Source organism: Bacterioplanoides sp., from assembly GCF_965226395.1.
Taxonomy (GTDB): domain Bacteria; phylum Pseudomonadota; class Gammaproteobacteria; order Pseudomonadales; family Oceanobacteraceae; genus Bacterioplanoides.
On sequence record NZ_OZ245358.1, the window covers coordinates 3,627,786 to 3,645,663 of the forward strand.

General features: G+C 51.3%; 16 protein-coding genes. 4 read left to right on the forward strand and 12 right to left on the reverse strand.

Annotated features, from left to right (window positions below; translation table 11 throughout):
* Nucleotides 1–80: 80 nt before the first annotated feature.
* The 8 genes from ACO05E_RS16605 to dapE form a co-directional block, all read right to left on the reverse strand.
* Nucleotides 81–509 carry a DUF86 domain-containing protein gene (locus tag ACO05E_RS16605; RefSeq protein WP_419810605.1) on the reverse strand — a complete coding sequence of 143 codons (429 nt, stop codon included), beginning with the start codon at nucleotides 507–509 and terminating at the stop codon, nucleotides 81–83.
* Entirely contained in the window at nucleotides 506–868 is a 363-nt protein-coding gene (gene mntA, locus ACO05E_RS16610; protein WP_419810606.1) for a type VII toxin-antitoxin system MntA family adenylyltransferase antitoxin, read from the reverse strand. The genes ACO05E_RS16605 and mntA overlap by 4 nt, the downstream gene beginning before the upstream one ends.
* An 11-nt stretch (nucleotides 869–879) precedes the next feature.
* Nucleotides 880–1,572, reverse strand: coding sequence for a Fic family protein (locus ACO05E_RS16615; RefSeq protein ID WP_419810607.1), 693 nt, complete (start codon nucleotides 1,570–1,572; stop codon nucleotides 880–882).
* 86 nt (nucleotides 1,573–1,658) lie between these two features.
* Entirely contained in the window at nucleotides 1,659–4,613 is a 2,955-nt protein-coding gene (locus tag ACO05E_RS16620; protein WP_419810608.1) for a valine--tRNA ligase, read from the reverse strand.
* A 153-nt stretch (nucleotides 4,614–4,766) separates the two neighbouring features.
* A complete protein-coding gene (locus tag ACO05E_RS16625; protein ID WP_419810609.1) occupies nucleotides 4,767–5,480 on the reverse strand; it encodes a hypothetical protein in 714 nt (237 codons plus the stop codon).
* Nucleotides 5,480–5,944 carry a DNA polymerase III subunit chi gene (locus ACO05E_RS16630; RefSeq protein WP_419810610.1) on the reverse strand — a complete coding sequence of 155 codons (465 nt, stop codon included), beginning with the start codon at nucleotides 5,942–5,944 and terminating at the stop codon, nucleotides 5,480–5,482. The genes ACO05E_RS16625 and ACO05E_RS16630 overlap by 1 nt, the downstream gene beginning before the upstream one ends.
* On the reverse strand, nucleotides 5,941–6,855 hold the full coding sequence (locus ACO05E_RS16635; protein ID WP_419810611.1) for a putative RNA methyltransferase: 915 nt from the start codon (nucleotides 6,853–6,855) through the stop codon (nucleotides 5,941–5,943). Before ACO05E_RS16635 ends, ACO05E_RS16630 begins: the two co-directional genes overlap by 4 nt.
* A gap of 1 nt (nucleotide 6,856) precedes the next feature.
* Nucleotides 6,857–8,020: a succinyl-diaminopimelate desuccinylase gene (dapE, locus tag ACO05E_RS16640; RefSeq protein WP_419810612.1), complete on the reverse strand. Its 1,164-nt coding sequence runs from the start codon at nucleotides 8,018–8,020 to the stop codon at nucleotides 6,857–6,859.
* Nucleotides 8,021–8,203: 183 nt separating this feature from the next.
* On the opposite strand from dapE, the gene ACO05E_RS16645 reads away from it, so the two are divergent.
* Nucleotides 8,204–8,767: a hypoxanthine-guanine phosphoribosyltransferase gene (locus ACO05E_RS16645; RefSeq protein WP_419810613.1), complete on the forward strand. Its 564-nt coding sequence runs from the start codon at nucleotides 8,204–8,206 to the stop codon at nucleotides 8,765–8,767.
* A gap of 120 nt (nucleotides 8,768–8,887) precedes the next feature.
* Here ACO05E_RS16645 and ACO05E_RS16650 read toward each other — a convergent pair whose 3' ends face one another.
* From ACO05E_RS16650 to ACO05E_RS16660, 3 genes are read right to left on the reverse strand one after another with little or no spacing between them, the layout of a single operon-like run.
* Complete coding sequence (locus ACO05E_RS16650) at nucleotides 8,888–10,480, reverse strand: PepSY-associated TM helix domain-containing protein (protein ID WP_419810614.1); 1,593 nt, start codon at nucleotides 10,478–10,480, stop codon at nucleotides 8,888–8,890.
* 14 nt (nucleotides 10,481–10,494) lie between these two features.
* A complete protein-coding gene (locus tag ACO05E_RS16655) occupies nucleotides 10,495–10,785 on the reverse strand; it encodes a hypothetical protein (protein ID WP_419810615.1) in 291 nt (96 codons plus the stop codon).
* The gene (locus tag ACO05E_RS16660; protein ID WP_421722754.1) at nucleotides 10,772–11,119 is read right to left on the reverse strand and encodes a hypothetical protein; all 348 of its coding nucleotides are present in this window, start codon (nucleotides 11,117–11,119) and stop codon (nucleotides 10,772–10,774) included. The genes ACO05E_RS16655 and ACO05E_RS16660 overlap by 14 nt, the downstream gene beginning before the upstream one ends.
* 204 nt (nucleotides 11,120–11,323) lie before the next feature.
* Between ACO05E_RS16660 and ACO05E_RS16665 the strand changes: the two genes are divergently transcribed.
* Genes ACO05E_RS16665 through ACO05E_RS16675 form a run of 3 tightly spaced genes read left to right on the forward strand, consistent with a single transcriptional unit; the run spans nucleotide 11,324 to nucleotide 17,224 of the window.
* The gene (locus tag ACO05E_RS16665; RefSeq protein ID WP_419810617.1) at nucleotides 11,324–12,859 is read left to right on the forward strand and encodes a TolC family protein; all 1,536 of its coding nucleotides are present in this window, start codon (nucleotides 11,324–11,326) and stop codon (nucleotides 12,857–12,859) included.
* Nucleotides 12,856–14,058, forward strand: a complete 1,203-nt coding sequence (locus tag ACO05E_RS16670; RefSeq protein ID WP_419810618.1) for an efflux RND transporter periplasmic adaptor subunit — start codon at nucleotides 12,856–12,858, stop codon at nucleotides 14,056–14,058. Before ACO05E_RS16665 ends, ACO05E_RS16670 begins: the two co-directional genes overlap by 4 nt.
* Nucleotides 14,051–17,224: an efflux RND transporter permease subunit gene (locus tag ACO05E_RS16675; RefSeq protein WP_419810619.1), complete on the forward strand. Its 3,174-nt coding sequence runs from the start codon at nucleotides 14,051–14,053 to the stop codon at nucleotides 17,222–17,224. Before ACO05E_RS16670 ends, ACO05E_RS16675 begins: the two co-directional genes overlap by 8 nt.
* Here the strand turns inward: ACO05E_RS16675 and ACO05E_RS16680 are convergent.
* A complete protein-coding gene (locus ACO05E_RS16680; protein WP_419810620.1) occupies nucleotides 17,219–17,731 on the reverse strand; it encodes an MOSC domain-containing protein in 513 nt (170 codons plus the stop codon). The genes ACO05E_RS16675 and ACO05E_RS16680 overlap by 6 nt on opposite strands.
* Nucleotides 17,732–17,878 lie beyond the last annotated feature (147 nt).

Consider the following 17,878-nt stretch of genomic DNA (forward strand, 5'->3'; position numbering starts at 1 on the left):
CTCGGCTCAGTGTACCCATGTTTGCGGGGTAAATCGACAGCTGATATAGGGGTGAATAGAAGAGGGTGTGTGGCAGAAAGCTAGCTGCCTTGCAGTTGCACACCTATGTATTCCAGACCGGCTTCGATAAATTCAGCCATTACCTCAAATTGTTTTTTGCTGATGACTGCTTCAATCCGAACCCAGTCAAGGTTCAAATAATCGTGCACGATGGCATTTCTCATACCAACGGCGCCTCTCAGGACTGCGTGCGGAATATTGCTGCCAAGTAAATCATGAGTGATCAGTAATATGCGATAAGCATCACCAGAATTAGTTTTGCCTGCTTTTTTACAGCAATGTTTGGCAACACCAATGGCTGATTCAATTAATATTTGCAGGCTGCGTTCAGCGGCAAGGCGCTCAATCTTGCGTAGCGGTTGCTGTTTAATGTTATCCGCAAGCTCATTTAAGGTCTCAACCTGTTCCTGAGTATGTTGGCGTATAGACGCAATGTAAGCTTCGTTCATCCTTGTTGGCTCCAATATTTAAAGTCTTCCCATTTTGACCATACCCTTTGCTCGATCAACATGGCCTGGCCTTCACCAAAAAGGCGCTTGCCTTCAACGGCTTCAAAAGCCAATGGCGTAGGGGCTTGGATGATCGATATAGCGTTAACGGTGCGCTGGGTTAAATCGCTCAGGGTTGAGTCAAGCCCGGGAAGTAACTGCCAGGAATCTGAGTGTTCCGGCAGTAAAAGGGCAAGGTCAATATCACTTTGCTCATTGGCAGTTCCTTTGGCGAAACTGCCATAAAGCCAGGCTGCCAGAATACCTTGCTGTTGCAAGTAACTGGATACTTGTTGAATGAGTTTGTCAGGCAGTTGCATTGGCAATTCCATTATTCCTGCATGATTTCGATAGCTCTGGAATCGAGGCAAGAACGCATAAATGCATTCATTGGGCCTTGGTTGTTCGATTCATAAAAATCTAACATCAACTGGTTAAATTCTAATTGACGAGAAGCAGGCAGGTTGATCGCTGGGTAGCCTGCTTGTAGCAGAATGCCATTCATCATAAAGCGGCCCATGCGTTTGTTAACATCCCAGAAGAACTGGTTGCGCGCCATGGTCAGGAAAACATGGATCGCCTGATCGTAGATGTCGTTCAGTTGATTCATATCATCAATCATTTTTGCAAATGCGTCAGGTAATAAATCAGCTTTGGGCGGAGTGTAACTGGTGCCAGCGATAAGAACGCCGCCGGTTCTGAAATGCCCCCACTCAAGTGCTTCCTCCAACCCAGCAATGCCATGGAGTTTGCAGGCAATGCCAGCAGTCATTTCAAATTCACCATTTTTGATCATGGCAAATAAAGCATTCCAGGCTTTGCCTTGATTTGCGGTAATAATCTGGTCGGTTAGTTTACTGCCACCAATCGTAATGCCATCCAAAATGGTCTGGACTTCTGGCAGGGTGAAATTAATGTTTTCCAGTTGAATGGCGTTATGAACCAGTGACGATAAATCATGCTTAGCCAGCATCAGGGCTTTAGCCTGATTGGGTTTTATCTGAACGAAAGCTTGTTGGTTCATGGTCGCCCCCTTAGGCATACGGAACAAACATTAATAAAGCCGCCCGGGGCGGCTTTATTTAGGGGTGTTGAAGAAATCAGCTACTGTTACAGCGCCTGAATTTTCTCAATTTGCTCTTTCAGCTTAGCGATATCACGCTCAAAGCCAGCGGCTTTTTCCTTCTCTTTTTCGATCACCGCGGCTGGTGCTTTGTCGGTAAAGCCTGGGTTGCCCAGCTTGTTGGTAACGCGATCCAGATCTTTGCCCAGTTTCTCAATCGACTTGTTCAGTCGCGCAACTTCGGCATCTTTATCGATAAAGCCGGCCATTGGAATCAGAATTTCCATATCGCCAACCAGTTGGGTGACCGACATCGGTTCTTCATCACCTTCGTTCAGCCAGGTCAGCTTCTCAAGCTTGGCCAGCTTCATCAGGAAGGCCTGGTTTTCTTCAGCACGACGGAAGTCATCGTCATCGCCATTTTTGAACAACAACTCCAGCGCTTTGCTTGGAGGGATGTTCTTCTCGCCACGTACGTTACGTACGGCGGTGATCACATCCTGCAACCATTTCACGTCAGCTTCGGCGTCAGCATCGATCAGGGCTTCCTGAGCTTGCGGGAATTCCGCCAGCATGATGCTGTCGCCGGATTTACCGGCCAGCTCTTTTACCTGCTGCCAGATTTCTTCAGTAATAAACGGCATGATTGGGTGGGCCAGTCGTAATACTGCTTCCAGAACACGAACCAGAGTGCCCAGGGTGCCACGTTTAGCTTCGATTGGTGCGTTTTCGTCCCATAGAACCGGCTTAGACAGTTCCAGGTACCAATCGCAGTATTCATTCCAGATAAATTCGTACAGCGCAGAGGCGGCCATATCAAAACGGTACTGGTCGAAGTGACGACGTACTTCCTGCTCAGCAAATTGCAGGCGGGAAATAATCCAGCGATCCGCCAGAGACAGCACCGCATCTTCGCCATTGGCGCCACACTTGGCTTTCATCTCGTCGGTGATAGTAATGGTCGTACCGTCAGCTGCGGCTTTATCAACCGCTTCTTCACCGGCAACCGACAGCATCACATAACGGGAAGCGTTCCATAACTTGTTGCAGAAGTTACGGTAACCTTCCAGACGTTTCATATCCCAGTTGATATCACGACCGGTGGACGCCATGGCTGCCAGAGTGAAACGCAGCGCATCGGTCCCGTGCGGGGCAATACCTTCCGGGAATTCTTTTTTCGTGCGCTTACCAATTTTCTCAGCCAGCTGTGGCTGCATCATATTGCCGGTACGCTTGTGCATCAGGTCGTCGAGGGAAATACCATCGATCATATCCAGCGGGTCGAGTACGTTACCCTTGGATTTCGACATTTTCTGGCCGACTTCGTCACGAATCAGGCCGGTCACGTAGACAGTTTTGAATGGAACCTGAGCTTTGCCATCTTCGTCTTTGCAGAAGTGCATGGTCATCATGATCATGCGTGCAACCCAGAAGAAGATAATGTCGAAACCGGTAACCAGAACGTCAGTCGGGTGGAAGTCCTGCATACGTTTCAGTACTTCAGGATCGTCCAGATTTGGCCAGCCTAAAGTACCGAAGGTCCAAAGGGCAGAGGAGAACCAGGTATCCAGTACGTCGTTGTCTTGCTCAAGCTTAACGTCGGCAGCCAGGTTGTTTTGCTCACGTACTTCGTCTTCGGTGCGGGCAACGTAAACGTTACCTTCTTCGTCGTACCAGGCCGGTATGCGGTGACCCCACCATAACTGACGGGAGATACACCAATCCTGAATATCGCGCATCCAGGAGAAGTACATGTTTTCGTAGTTTTTCGGCACAAATTCGATGTCGCCGTTTTCTACCGCTTCAATGGCAGGCTTCGCCATGGTCTTAGCGTCAACGTACCATTGGTCAGTCAGCATTGGCTCAATCACCACGCCACCACGGTCGCCGTACGGAATCACCATATCGTTTTCAACGATCTCAACCAGCAGGCCTGCTTCTTCGAAATCCGCAACGATCGCTTTACGTGCGGCAAAGCGCTCCATGCCACGGTATTTTTCTGGGATAAAACCAGACAGTTCATCATTGACGCTGCCGTCGGTATTAAAAGTTTGCGCTTCGTCGCGGATGTCGGCGTTGAAGGTCAGTACATTGATCATTGGCAGCTTGCAGCGCTGACCCACTTCATAGTCGTTGAAGTCGTGGGCCGGGGTGATTTTCACGCAGCCGGTACCTTTTTCCATATCGGCGTGTTCGTCACCAACGATTGGAATGCGGCGCTCAACAAACGGCAGAACCACGTCTTTGCCAATTAAATGCTTGTAACGTGGATCTTCTGGGTTAACCGCTACGCCAGTATCACCCAGCATGGTTTCCGGACGAGTCGTGGCAACCACGATATGAGCGTGTTCGTTGCCGTCTTCGTCTGTGTAGGTTAAGCCGTCAGCCAGTGGGTATTTCAGGTGCCACATCTTGCCTTTGACGTCTTTGTTTTCGACTTCCAGGTCAGAGATGGCGGTATGTAATTTCGGGTCCCAGTTAACCAGGCGTTTGCCACGGTAGATCAGGCCGTCCTGGTATAAACGAACGAAGACTTCCTGAACCGCTTTGTAGAAGCCGTCGTCCATGGTGAAGCGTTCAGTTTCCCAATCAACCGAGTTGCCTAAGCGACGCATCTGGCTGGTGATGGTGCCGCCGGAGTGTTCTTTCCACTCCCAGATTTTTTTGGTGAATTCTTCACGGCCCAACTCATGGCGATCCGGCTGACCTTCGGCGGCCAGTTTACGTTCAACCACCATCTGAGTAGCGATACCGGCGTGGTCGGTACCCACCTGCCACAGCGCTTTATTGCCATTCATGCGCTTGTAGCGCGTCAGAGCATCCTGAATGGTGTGCTGGAACGCATGACCCATATGCAGCGAGCCGGTGACGTTCGGCGGCGGAATCATGATGGAATATCCTTCGCCGGTCAGCTGGTCTTGGTAAGGCTTGAAGTAACCTTTCTCTTCCCACTGCTGGTACCAGTTTTGCTCTAAGGCGTTGGGTTGATACGTCTTATCCATAGTGCTCGTTTGCTACTCGTTCGTTTAATCGAATTGGTGTTGTCAAAAAATGGGCCGCATTATAACGGAACAGCCTGCAAAATGCAGGCTGTTAAAAAGGAGGTGTACGTGCTGCGCGGAGCGAATTGCTGCTTGTGGCAAAAAGGAAAAGCGTTACAGCTTTTCGTGTAAGGCCTTGCGCAGTCTGGCTTCAATCTCGGGCAGCATTTCTTTCACCAGCTCATCAATCAAAGCGGCTTTCTCCAGTGAGCTGATGCCGTTGCTGTCAGTTGATGCTTTGGTTTTCTCATGGTCAAAGCGAAACGGCTCTTCCGGTGCATTGCTCATGATTTTGGCCATGGTGGCCTGCGCTTGTTCAGCACTGTACTGCGCAGCCTCGCGTTCCTGGGCTAGCTTTTCCAGGATCGCTTTCGGTAAAAACGGGTTGCTGGATGGTGATGATTTCAGGCTGTCGGCCGGGATGCTGACACTGCTGCGTGAAAAATTATCCGGGATCGGGGATTGTGGCTCCGCTGGCGGTGCTGATTGCAGCGCTGTTGGTTGCGCTGCAGAAACCGCCCGCAAGGCTGGTTTTTCAAGTGGATTGCCAGCAGGCGGGACGGCACTGAGTGGTGAAGCCTGAAGCGGGCTAGGCTCTGATGAAAGACTGTCTGAAGATAGGTCGTTTGAAGTGAGCTCATCCGGCAGGGTCAGATCTGCGTTTTCGTCAATGCCGAATAAATCATCCAGTACCGGGATGTCGGTCATTGGGTCGAGTGTCGGAATTAACTTATCCTGATTCACCTGATCGCTGGCAGCATCGTCCAGTACTTGCTGCAGAGTTTCCAGTTCGTCTAATAAGTCGCGCGGCTTGTTTGTGGTGCTCATCAACGCAGTCTCATATCTTCGTGGGTAATTGGGTAGCCACGATCTTTCAGAAATTTGTAATGCTTACGAGTGTAGTCCAGTACGTCGTCATGTTGTACCACGACTTCAATGAAACGATGAAAGCGTCCAAAAAAGTCAGGCATTTTCCGACTCAGGTTGATCAGAACATCATGTTGATGTTTTGGGAAGTCTTCATGCTCAGGGTCAGTTTGCCAGTTAATGCACACCTGGCTTTGGCTATTGTCAGGGCTTGGCTGGTTGTCTGAGCTCAAAGAATGCGGAATAAAGGCTTCCGGCTGATGGCACCACAATAAATCACTCAGCTCTTTGGCTTGTTGTTCGTTATCCACCTGCAGCAGGATGTTGTTGCCTTTGCGTACCGCTTTTTGGGTCAGACGGCAGGCAAACAGCCATTGATCGGCTATCTGCTGACCGCCAAGGATGTAAAAGTACACCTGAGTCATAACGCGGCCTTATTGGTTGGAGATTGGACTCTGAACTGATGTAATACAACATCAATGGTCACCGTTAGGGAATCAAGTGCCAACAGGCGCTGGCGCGCTTCAGCAGTGGCTTTCCATACATGCGGAGTCATTAGCAGCAGGTCGTGTATCTGCTGGCTGGAAGTCAGCTGAATGCTGTAGCTCAGCGGTTGTTCATCCACGCAGGTAAATTCATGTTGCTCCATAACCCGGGTTGGGTTGAAGCAGCTGTCTTTTACTTCCGGGTAGAGAATTTCGCGCATTTCCCGCAAATGGGTCAGGCCGGTATTAATGGTGAATACGGTGCCGGACGACTTGAGAACCTTTTGGAAGCCTTCTGGCATCAAGCGGGTGAACAGGCAGGTGATGATATCCAGTGATTGAGGCTGAAAGGGCAGTTCGGCACCGGAAGCAACCAGCCACTCTAACTGGTTGTTATCAATCCCGGATTGCTTGCCGCGGCGAGCAGCACTTTTGACAGCTTCTTTAGATATATCAACACCATAGCAGCGATTGTTGATGTTATTTGTCGAAAGGGATTGAGTCAGGCGTTCGGTGTAATAACCTTCGCCGCAGCCGACGTCGCACAGCTGCATGAAGTCATGCTGTTGAATGGGGTTGCTCGCGCTTGCTTGCTGAACAGCGTTGTTGAGCAGATCTGAGATGGGTTGATACACCCCGGAGTCCAACAACCGCTGGCGCGCTGCCACCATCTCGGCATCATCCCCCGGGGCTTTTGAACGCTTCTTATGCGCCAGCAAGAGATTTAGGTACCCCTGGCGAGCACGGTCAAAGCTATGATTGTTGGTGCAGCGCCAGTGTTTGTGATCGTCACTGCTCAGTGGTGCCTGGCACACCGGGCAGATCAGAAGAGAAGCTAAACTATCCGTCATATCAATCAGCCGCTAGCAGCAGCTCCAGCATGCGCTCATAGATGGTGGTCAGGGTGTTGAGATCATCAGCGGATACGTGTTCGTTGACCTGGTGAATCGTGGCGTTAATAGGGCCCAGCTCCAGCACCTGAGCGCCGGTAGGAGCAATAAAGCGACCATCGGACGTACCGCCAGCTGTCGATAGCTCAGTATCGCGGCCAGTGATTTCTTTGATGGCTTGTACGCTGGCATCCACCAATGGGCCGCAGTCGGTCAGGAATGGCTGGCCACTCAGATTCCATTCGATATCGTACTTCAGGCCGTGCTTATCGAGAATGGCCTGAGTACGTTGTTGCAGAATCTCAGCCGTCAGTTCAGTGGAGAAGCGGAAGTTAAAAACAACTTCCAGTTCGCCTGGGATAACGTTGGTGGCTCCGGTGCCGGCGTTGATATTGGAAATCTGGAAGCTGGTGGCCGGGAAGAAATCATTGCCTTCATCCCAGTGCTCGGCTGCCAGTTCTGTCAGTGCAGAGGCCGCTGTGTGTACCGGGTTCTCTGCCAGATGAGGGTACGCCACGTGACCTTGCTTGCCGTGTACCTTTAATACGCAGCCAAGTGAGCCACGACGACCGTTTTTAACCGTGTCACCGACGGCGCTGGTGGATGATGGCTCGCCAACGATACACATATCGATTTTTTCGTTACGCGCTTCCAGTGTTTCAACCACTTTTACGGTGCCATTTTTGGCCGGGCCTTCTTCATCGCTGGTAATCAGATAAGCGATGGAGCCTTTGTGATTCGGGTGTTTTTTTACAAAATTCTCGGTGGCGACTAAAAACGCCGCCAGTGAACCTTTCATATCGGCAGCGCCACGGCCGTGTAACATGCCGTCAATAATGGCTGGTTCAAACGGCGGGTTATCCCAGTTTGATTCAGGTCCTGTTGGTACCACGTCGGTATGTCCGGCAAAACACACAACCGGCGCTTCGCTGCCACGACGCGACCAGAAGTTATCGACTTCTCCAAAACGCAGCGGCTCATTGGTGAAGCCCGCGGCGGCTAAGCGCTCCATCATCAGAGGCTGACAACCTTCGTCTTCCGGGGTCACTGAGTGGCGGCGGATCAGATCAAAGGCCAGTTCCAGTGTGGGTGTTAAAGACGGCGTGTTGCGTGAATCGGCGGTCATGAGATTACCTTGCTGCGTAAAAGAGTGCGTTTCTGGGCGATTTTTCAGAGCGCGCGATAATATCACAGCGAGATCGGGCGCTAAATGCTGCAAATAGTCGGGGAATCAATTGCGTCACGGTTTAGCGGTGGTAACATACGCGCCCTTTATATTTCCCTGATCAATACCATAGGTAGTAACGCGATGAGCCAGCCGCTGACTCTGGAAGAATTAAACAAGGTAATGGAAGAAGCTGACCTGCTGAAATCCGAACAGGAAGTTGAGGCCGCACTGACCTCGATGGCCGAAGCCATTACTGAGCGTTTAAAAGATTCGATGCCTGTGGTGTACGGCATTATGAATGGTGGATTGGTTACCGCTGGCCGCTTATTGCCAAAGTTGAGTTTCCCGCTGGAACAGGGTTATATGCACGCCACACGTTACCGTGGTGAAACCACTGGTTCTACCGATTTGCAGTGGCAAGCGCCACCGTCGATTGATATGACCGATCGTACCGTGCTGATCGTTGATGATATTTTCGACGAAGGCAATACCCTGTGTGAGGTGGTTCGTTCCTGTAAGCAGCAGGGTGCTAAAGAAGTGATTACCGCCGTATTGGTAAACAAAGTACACGATCGCAAAAACACCGACCTGTGCATCGACATTATTGGTATGGACGTCGAAGATCGTTATGTCTTTGGTTGTGGTATGGATTACCGTGGCTTCTGGCGTAATGCGCCGGGGATCTATGCAGTGAAAGGCCTGTAAAAGAGACCTGTAAACTTCACTTTCTCCCCATGTGATTTTTAAAAACGCCCACCTGGTAACAGGTGGGCGTTTTTTGTTTCGGGAGCTTTGTGAGTGTACTTCTGAAGATGTATTTCTGGTTCAGGCCGTTTGTCGCTCGCTTAAGGGCGGGGCTTCTGCATCGCTGGCTTGCTCGGATTTTGACCGATGTTTTGTCCGTTGCTTCATCTGAGGTTTGGGCAGCTTCCAGCTGAAATAACCACACACCAGAGCCAGTGCTGTTAGGGTCAGGTGCACACCCTGGGTGATTTCGTTGCCGTTAAGCAGGTGACGGCTATTAATCAGACCGTCGGCCAATAAAACCGATAATAGTGTCAGAGCGGTTACTGCCAGATACAGGCGAATTTTATGGTGTATATCTGAGCCGATAAAGGCATACACCGCTGCGGCAATCCAGCTGAGCCAGAAGATGCCTTCCTCAAGATCATGTTGGTGAATATCTGTAGAAAGTGTGATGCCATGCAGCCACTGGCTGGCGCTCAGCGTAGCGGCGCAGCTGAATACCAGGCCAGCACAAATTCCCAGCGTCAGGCGCGCCAGTATATGTGGCTTTTCATCAGCTGGAACTGCTTGCTGGTGCTTTGTTTGACCTTGTTTCTTTTTCTCCAGCCAGATCATATTGCCACTGACGATCAGAGCGCAGAGCGCCAGGGTGGAAATGGCGTAAAAAAACTTCAGAACGATATCGCCAAACAACACGTAATGTAACGGAGTGACTGCGGCAAAGATGCGCTGAAACGGACCACGCTCAACACCATTCAGTTCATGGATCTGACGGCCGTCTTTTAGTGAGTAGGTGACGCTTTGCAGATTGCTCAGGCCAATCTGATGATTGCCGCTGAATTTCACCACACCACCAGCATCACCATAGCCGTCTACCTGAATAAAGGTGGTTTCCAGTTTTGGCTGAGCCGCCTGGGCTTCAAGGTACAGCATATTGAGTGAGACAGCAGGAGCAGCTTCATGCACGACTTCAGCACGAGGGCCCAGCACGGCAATCGTGGCTTGTTCTACATTGCCATCAAATTTTGCCAGCGCAAGAATGGGGGAGATTATCCCTAAAAGGCCTAAAATGGTGCCGGTAAATGCCAGCACAAAAGAAAAAGGCAGGGTCCAGAGGCCAAGCAGTTTGTGTTGGTCGGTGAGTAACAAGCGCCAGCTGCGCTTTGGGCGTAACATCACAAACTCTTTGCGCCATTTATTGTGAATCACAATGCCAGCAATGATGGAAAGCAGCATAACCATGCCAGCCAGACCCACAAGATAACGACCGAAAGGTCGTGGCAGGTGTAAATCGGTGTGCAGGTGCTCAAAAATATGAGCCACTTCGGACTCACCAATGTCAATCGGCTGGTAATTGCCCAGCTCGATATGGCGGATATCCGTTTCGCTATCATTGAAGTACGCCACCATGGCATAGCCATGATCGGTCTCCGGAACAATAAAGAAGGTTTCAGTGCCAAAATCCTGCACCCTGGCTGCGCTCAGCAGGCGATCAAGGTCAATATCGTCGGCGGGCTGTAATTGGTTGAGCGTGGGGGATTGCCAGTTTTCCAGCTCGTGAGCAAACATCGCCGGGAAGCCGGAAAAAGTCACAACAAATAACAGGATTCCTGACAAGATGCCTAGCCAGGTGTGGGTGTTGTAATACACCTTATGTGTACGTTGTTCCATGGGCAAATCCTGTATTAATGGAAAACAGTCAGAGATAAAAGGTCGTACAGACCAAAGACAACGAACAAGCTGCCAATTCTGGCCCAGGCTTTAAGGCCGCCGCTGGCCAACAGTGCCCAGTAAAACAAGCTTGCCCAGAAGACAAAGAAGAACACGCCGCCGGCAAAAATTTGTTCCACCTTGTCACCAAAAGGCCACGAAAGCGTGATGGCAATGGTGAGGGTGATGGTTGTCAGAAAGGCACCCAGAATCGCTGCAATCACTCGGCTGGTGGTTGAGTCCAGGCGCTGTTTAAGCCGGTTCATAAATGCCTCCCATAGCTAACCCTGCCAGCACCAATCCACCAGTAACCAGGCTGGCGGCGGTCAAAAATGGAACAGCGACCGGTCGCCAGATCCGCAATTGTGTGAATAATGCCGCAACCCCCATCAGGCTGAACAAGACATAAAACACACCTTTCTCCCAGCCATAGGGAATAAAAGCAACGGCAAATGCGAAGGCCAGCAGAATGCGCCCGCTGATACGACGGCGGATATTGATTTTGTCACTGCGATGTTGGCTAACACCGTACATAAGGTGCAGTGCCGGCCAGAGTAAAAATACAGCGACGGGCACGGTTGATGAGAGGGCTGCAGGCATGGCGATAAATGGTTCTGATAGTGTTGTTTGCTGCGAATAGTAATGAATTGCAAATGATTATCAAGCGTTATTGGGTGATTGTTGAAAGTGCAGTGAATGCCTGAATGAAAGGCTTGTACAACTTCAGTAAAGTACCGTAAAACCCTTAAACACTCGCTTTGTCGCTGCTTATCATCTTTGCCTTCAGCAGGTTGAGATGTATGTATGTATAAAAGACGATGGGTTGCCGGACTGATTGTATTGCCCTTGATGGCGTGTAGTCAGCTGGATGTTATTCACCCACCGGGGAATGACAATAATCTGGAAAACCACCCGCTGTTAGCTGACATCACGGAACGGCTTCTTAATGTGACCGGTGCGGAAGAGTCGTTGACAGCACGCTGGTGGCAATCGTTTAACGATCCGGTGCTGAATGAGCTGGTTGAGCTGGCGCTAACGAATAACTTTTCTCTGCAAGCTTCGCTGGCGCGTATCGAACAAAGTGCGGCGTTATTACGGGTAGATGCCAGTGGTCAGTACCCGGAATTAAACCTTCAGGCTGGCCGCAGTCGGGTTGAAAACAGTGCATTGTCATCAGGGCGGGTCAGTAATAACTGGTCGGCCGGATTGAATGCCTCGTACGAAATTGATTTCTGGGGTTCGGTCGCCGCTGCGCGCGATCAGGGTGAGTTTGAGCTGTCAGCAACTCAATCTGCCGCTCGCATCCAGGCTAATACCGTTGCCAGCCAGGTCAGTAATGCCTGGTATGGCTACCTCAAAGAAAGCCGGCAGCTGGAGCTGCTGATGCAACAAAAACAACGGGTTGAATCGGGTTTAAAAGCCATTAATGCCCGTTTTCAGCGCGGCCGTTCTCAGGTATCTGATGTCTGGCAGCAACAATCGCTGCTGGAGTCGATAGAAGCCGATGTGTTCCGTACCAAATCGCGTCGCGATATTTTCCGTAATCAGTTACAGCTTTGGCTTGGTGCTGCTGTTTCGGCTGATCAGGTGGCTGATGCATTACAAGCGGCGCTTAACCGCGCCGATCAAACACTGTTGCCGGTCGTTCTACCTGAACACCGAACTGCTGTTTCCCTGCAGGCCATTAGTGAGCGCCCGGATGTGCAGCAGGCCTGGTTTGATGTACTGGCTGCCAATGCCGGGGTAGCCATTGCCGAAGCGAACCGCTACCCACGCTTTACGCTGACTGCCAGCTATAGCGGTCAGGACCCGGATTTCGGTAATGTGTTTGATGATTGGGTATCAAATGTTGCTGCCAACCTGGTGCTGCCTTTGATTGACGGTGGCGAGCGGCGTGCCCGTGTGGCGGCACAACAAGCCTTGTTACAGCAAACTCTGGCTGACTATCAACAAACATTATTAGATGCCGCCGATGAAGTTCAGCAGCAATTGATTCGTGAGCAAGAATATCTGGGCCTGGATGCCAGCTTGAACAAACAACTGGAACTGGAGCGCAAAACCCAATCGTTTCAGGCCAGTCGTTATGCCAAGGGCGTTGGCGATTTCTTATCGCTGTTAACATCCCAGCGCGATGTATTGTCACTGGAGCGTCAGGTGCTGGAAAACCAGCTGTCGGCGGTGCAGTCGCGTATTGGTTTATATCAGGCCGTGAGTCATGGTCGTTTTCTGCTCGATTCTTTAACCTCCGATTCTTTAACCCCTAAGCCTTCCACTTCCAGGCCTAAACCGTCTATGTCTACATCCTTAAAGTCTCAGTCAGAGGACAATGTTTCATCATGAGTGCTTTACAGCAAGCCCCAACCAAACAGAGTCCGAAGCAAAGCCCGGTAAAATCTGCCGCCATTGTGATTGTTATCCTGCTGCTTGGTGTTGGCATTGCGGCTTTTATTATTAAAAGTGCGCCGCGACCTGAAAGAGTGGCCCCGGAGGCAAAATCCCGGCTGGTTGAAGTGGCGGATATCAAGCTGGCTGTTCGTCCTCCGTATTGGCAAGCGGGCGGTCGTGTGATGGCATCGCAACAAGTGGACCTGATGCCGGAAGTGTCAGGCCGCATTCAGAGTATCGCCGCGCCCGCCGTGCCGGGTACACGATTAGCCAAAGGTGATCTGCTGGCTGCCATTGATGCCAGCGATTATCGGCTACAGCTGACCCAGCGCCAGGCAGCTTATGCTCAGGCATTGGCGGCGCTGGATATCGAAAAAGGTCAGGCGTCACTGGCGCGTGAGGAATACGAATTATCGGCTGCGACCTTCTCTGCCGAAGATAAAGCCCTGGTGTTGCGTGAACCGCAGATTGCTCAGGCACGGGCCGAAGTGCAAACCGCCAAGGCGAATCTGGAGCAAGCACAACTGAATCTGGCCCGTACTCAGATTAAGATGCCGTTTGATGGCCAGATTAACCAGCGCCATATCTCAGTTGGCAGCCAGGTGTCTGTTTCCACTAATGCGTTTGAGCTGGTGAACACTGATGAATTTTGGATTGAAGTAAAAATACCAGCAGCCTTTCTGGCTTTGCTGGATGTGCAACAACCGGCTCTGATTCAGCAAGCTGGATGGCCTGATGGGCAGCAGCGTCAGGCCCGGGTGCTAAATATTCTGCCCGCCGTTGATAGTGCCGATCGGCAAGTGCGAGTGCTGTTGTCATTATCGGATCCGCTGGCACTCAGTGACCCGAGTCAGCCTAAGGTTCTGCTCAATGACTTTGTTGAAGTACGTTTGTTTGGCCAACTGAGTGCAGAGAGCTATCAGGTCGCCAGTCGTTTTATGGATGCTCAGAACCGGGTTTGGGTAGTCAATAATGGTGAGTTGCAACAGCGTCAGCTGGAGGTGTTATACCGCGGTCGGGAAGACAGCTGGATTGCCCGGCGTGTTATGTCCGATAAAGGCTTTAAGGACGGTGATCAGTTATTGCTGAGTAAAATCGATGCCGCCGTTGCCGGTGCTCCGGTTCGGGTGCTAGTAGAGGCAAATGATGAGTAATAATCATAAGCTGGCATCGCGCCGTGGCCCGGTTGCCTGGATGTCTGAACACCGGATTGCACCTAACTTATTAATGGCCTTTCTGATTATCGGCGGCTTTCTGATGTCGCTGACAATTCGTAAGGAATTTATCCCACCCTACGAAGCGGATGCCGTGCGGGTGTCCGTCGCTTACCCAGGTGCGACACCCTCGGAAATGGAACAAGGCGTCGTGCTGCCCATCGAAAACGAACTGGCGTCACTGGATGGCTTTAAGGAAGTAACCTCCAATATTAGTCGTGGTTCCGCCCGGGTTACCCTTGAGTTGGAAAACGGCGTTGATAAACAACAAGCCTATCAGGATATTCAGCAAGCGGTTAACCGCATCAGTACCTTTCCGGCGCAAATCGAGCGGCCGATTGTCAGCCTGGTCAGCGGTTCCATTGAGGTTATGGAGCTGGCACTGTTCGGGCCATTGGATCGGTTTGAGTTAAAACGACTGGCCGAGCGAATCAAAGAGCAGCTGTTAACCTCCACCCAGATCAGCAAGGTGGAATTACGCGGTGTGCCAGATGAAGAGATTCAGATTGAAATCCGCCAGTTGGACTTGCAGCGCTATGACCTGACCCTGACTCAGGTGGCGCGGATTATTTCTGATAATGCACTGGAGCAGAGCGCTGGAGCGGTTAAGACCGAAGCCGGTGATATTCTGGTGACATTAAATGACCGTGCTTATTGGGCCGCTGATTTTCAGCAGCTGCCACTGATTACCGATGATCAGGGCGTTCAGTTGCGGCTGGGTGATATTGCCCGGGTTCAGGAGGGCTTTGCCGATGCCAACCGGCTGGTGACTTACAACGGCAAAACCTCAGTGCGGTTTGATATTCATCGGGCTGAAAATCAGACACCACTGACCGTTGTTGAAGCGGCCTATGAACAGTTGGATCTGATTCGTGCAGAACTTCCCCCCGGCATTGAACTGATTGTTACCGATGATGATGGCGAGACCTATCGTCAGCGGGTTGGCCTGTTGCTTAAAAATGCGGCCATCGGTCTGATTCTGGTCATGCTGTTGCTGAGCCTGTTTCTTGAATACCGTCTGGCATTCTGGGTCACTATGGGCATTCCTACAGCTTTCTTAGGCGCGTTGTTATTGCTGCCATTGTGGGATGTGTCCATCAATATGGTGTCGATGTTCGCCTTTATTGTGGCGCTGGGTATTGTGGTGGATGACGCCATTATTGCCGGTGAAAATATCTACGAGCATATGCAGCAGGGGATGCCATTTCATGACGCGGCTATTGTTGGCGCACGGGAAGTATCCATGCCGCTGGCCTTTGCCATTCTGACCAATGTCGCGGCCTTTTTGCCGTTGTTAAGTCTGCCTGGTTTTTCCGGCAAGTTGTTTGTTGCCATTCCGATTGTGGTAATCAGCTGTTTTATGATCTCCTGGATTGAAGCACTGTTTATCCTGCCAACACACCTGGCGAACCTGAAAAAAACACCCAAAACCGGTATTGGCCTGAAGCTTGATAAGGCCCAGGGTAAGGTAGATGAAAAATTACATAATTTCATTAATTTCAAATACTTACCTGTATTAGATAAAGTATTACATAACCCCGGAAAAACCCTTGCAGTTGCCCTTGCGATTGGCGCGATTGTGCTCTCTTATCCAATGAGTGGGCGCATGGGCTTCAGTATGTTTCCACGCCTGGAAGGGGAGTTTGCGGTTGCCTCGGTGGAGCTGCCCAGTAATGCGCCGCTGAGTCAGGCTGAGGCGGTGAGAACGCATCTGGAGCAAAGCCTGTATCAGGTGGCCGAACCGTTTGATGCCGCAGGAGTGCCGTTGGTGCTCAGCGTGGAGGGAAACATTACCGATTCCAGTGTTGAGATTGAGGCGCGGCTGGTGGACGTTGAAGAGCGCCCGATTACGGCCAATGAAACGGTACAACGCTGGCGCGATATTATTGGTGAGATACCGGGTATCCGAAGTCTGACCTTTGATGCCGAACGTGGTGGCGGTCCATCTGGCGGCTCTGGTTTGACGGTTGAATTGCGCGGCAGTAACACCGATGAGCTGAAACAAGCGTCGGCCGCTCTGGCACAAGAGCTGGTTCAGTTATCGGGCGTAAAAGACGTCGCCAACAGTTTTGAATCTGGCTCTCCGCAGTGGGATATCAAGCTGAATGCGCTAGGGCGCAGTCTGAATCTCGATGCCAGTGATGTTGCTTCGCAGGTGCGTGCCGCCTTGTATGGTGCACGGGCCTTGCGCCAACAACGTGAACGTAATGAAGTCACGGTGCTGGTGCGCTTGCCGCTGGAGGAGCGCTCCTATGCAGCGGATATCGAGCGCCTGCAAATTCAGACGCCAGCAGGTGGCTATGTGTTCCTAGGGGATATTGCCACGCTGGTGAAAGAACGTGCTCCGGCCAATATTACCCGTCGTGATGGTCAACAGATTATCCGGGTAACCTCCGAAGTAGAACCACGCTCGCAGATTCCGGCGGTCATCAATGTGCTCCGGGAAGACACCTTCAACCAACTTGAATCCCTTTATCCATCGGTTGAATTCAGCTTTAAAGGACGTCAGGCCAACACGCAGGAGAGTGTCAGCAGCCTGCAGTTGTATGGCTTCTTCTCGATGTTGCTGATTTACGTGCTACTGGCGATCCCTTTCCGCAGCTATGCCCAGCCGCTGCTGATCATGCTGGTGATTCCGTTTGGTGCGGTGGGGGCGGTGATTGGCCATATCCTGCTGGATCTGGCCGGGCGCAATATGGGCATGTCGATCATGAGTATTATGGGCATTGTTGCGCTGGCTGGGGTGGTGGTGAATGATTCTTTGATTCTGGTGACCTACGCCAATGAGCAGCGCCAAAAAGGCCTGAACGCTTTGCAGGCGGTCAGAGCGGCGGGGGTGCGGCGTTTCCGTCCGATTTTGCTGACTACACTCACTACTTTTGGCGGTTTGGCTCCGATGGTATTTGAAGGCTCTCGTCAGGCGCAGTTTATTACGCCAATGGCCGTGTCGCTGGGCTTTGGTATCTTGTTTACCACCTTTGTCTGCTTGCTGGTGCTGCCTGCCATCTATGTGCTGTTGGATAATATTCAACAAGCGCTGGGGTTAGCGAATAAGGATTTGTCAGATGCTGACCCGGCAGATGAACCGCTGAATAAACCGTTATAACAAAGACTGTTGCGGTGTATAGAGGCGGATTTCATCGCCCAGCCGGATGTCGCCGGATACCAGCACCTTACAACATAAGCCGCCATGCCCCAGCATGGCACTTAAGCCACCTTTGCCTAACTCCTGTTCCATGCGGCTACAGGGATGGCAGAGGGCGGTGGCCTCAAACACGGCATCACCAATCTGAAAAATCTGATAGCGCAGGGCGTTCAGGTTGATGTTTTTCACCACCAGATTGCGCCGTAATTGCGCCGGTGCCACTGGTATGCCACCCAGATAATGACCAATCTGCTGAATAAACTCTTCACTTATCAGCGTGACCTGACGAGCGCTGCCCGGTGTTTTCTCCATCCGATGATCACCCTCAAGCCCCAGGCTTTCAACAGCCCGGGTCTGCTCAAGCGCGCGCATCGCCATCCGGCGACCCGGACGAACGCCAATCCAGCTCAGCTCACCAGGCGGAAGGTGGTTTACATAGCGGGAAAAGAGTTTGCTTTGTGCTGACATAGGGTGATTCTCCAAATAATGTCGGCTGATTATGCCGTGCTTTGGGTTGAGACGCCGCTCGATAAACTCAGTTCCTTTAATTTGATGTGGCTTGCAAAAAATTATACCGTTATCTAGTCTAGTTTGATCAAAGGATCAAATATCCAT

Bases quoted from the DNA above. Each gene is read 5' to 3' on its own strand.
- ACO05E_RS16605 (WP_419810605.1), bottom strand. From the start codon at position 509: ATGAACGAAGCTTACATTGCGTCTATACGCCAACATACTCAGGAACAG.
- mntA (WP_419810606.1), bottom strand. From the start codon at position 868: ATGCAACTGCCTGACAAACTCATTCAACAAGTATCCAGTTACTTGCAA.
- ACO05E_RS16615 (WP_419810607.1), bottom strand. From the start codon at position 1,572: ATGAACCAACAAGCTTTCGTTCAGATAAAACCCAATCAGGCTAAAGCC.
- ACO05E_RS16620 (WP_419810608.1), bottom strand. From the start codon at position 4,613: ATGGATAAGACGTATCAACCCAACGCCTTAGAGCAAAACTGGTACCAG.
- ACO05E_RS16625 (WP_419810609.1), bottom strand. From the start codon at position 5,480: ATGAGCACCACAAACAAGCCGCGCGACTTATTAGACGAACTGGAAACT.
- ACO05E_RS16630 (WP_419810610.1), bottom strand. From the start codon at position 5,944: ATGACTCAGGTGTACTTTTACATCCTTGGCGGTCAGCAGATAGCCGAT.
- ACO05E_RS16635 (WP_419810611.1), bottom strand. From the start codon at position 6,855: ATGACGGATAGTTTAGCTTCTCTTCTGATCTGCCCGGTGTGCCAGGCA.
- dapE (WP_419810612.1), bottom strand. From the start codon at position 8,020: ATGACCGCCGATTCACGCAACACGCCGTCTTTAACACCCACACTGGAA.
- ACO05E_RS16645 (WP_419810613.1), top strand. From the start codon at position 8,204: ATGAGCCAGCCGCTGACTCTGGAAGAATTAAACAAGGTAATGGAAGAA.
- ACO05E_RS16650 (WP_419810614.1), bottom strand. From the start codon at position 10,480: ATGGAACAACGTACACATAAGGTGTATTACAACACCCACACCTGGCTA.
- ACO05E_RS16655 (WP_419810615.1), bottom strand. From the start codon at position 10,785: ATGAACCGGCTTAAACAGCGCCTGGACTCAACCACCAGCCGAGTGATT.
- ACO05E_RS16660 (WP_421722754.1), bottom strand. From the start codon at position 11,119: ATGCCTGCAGCCCTCTCATCAACCGTGCCCGTCGCTGTATTTTTACTC.
- ACO05E_RS16665 (WP_419810617.1), top strand. From the start codon at position 11,324: ATGTATAAAAGACGATGGGTTGCCGGACTGATTGTATTGCCCTTGATG.
- ACO05E_RS16670 (WP_419810618.1), top strand. From the start codon at position 12,856: ATGAGTGCTTTACAGCAAGCCCCAACCAAACAGAGTCCGAAGCAAAGC.
- ACO05E_RS16675 (WP_419810619.1), top strand. From the start codon at position 14,051: ATGAGTAATAATCATAAGCTGGCATCGCGCCGTGGCCCGGTTGCCTGG.
- ACO05E_RS16680 (WP_419810620.1), bottom strand. From the start codon at position 17,731: ATGTCAGCACAAAGCAAACTCTTTTCCCGCTATGTAAACCACCTTCCG.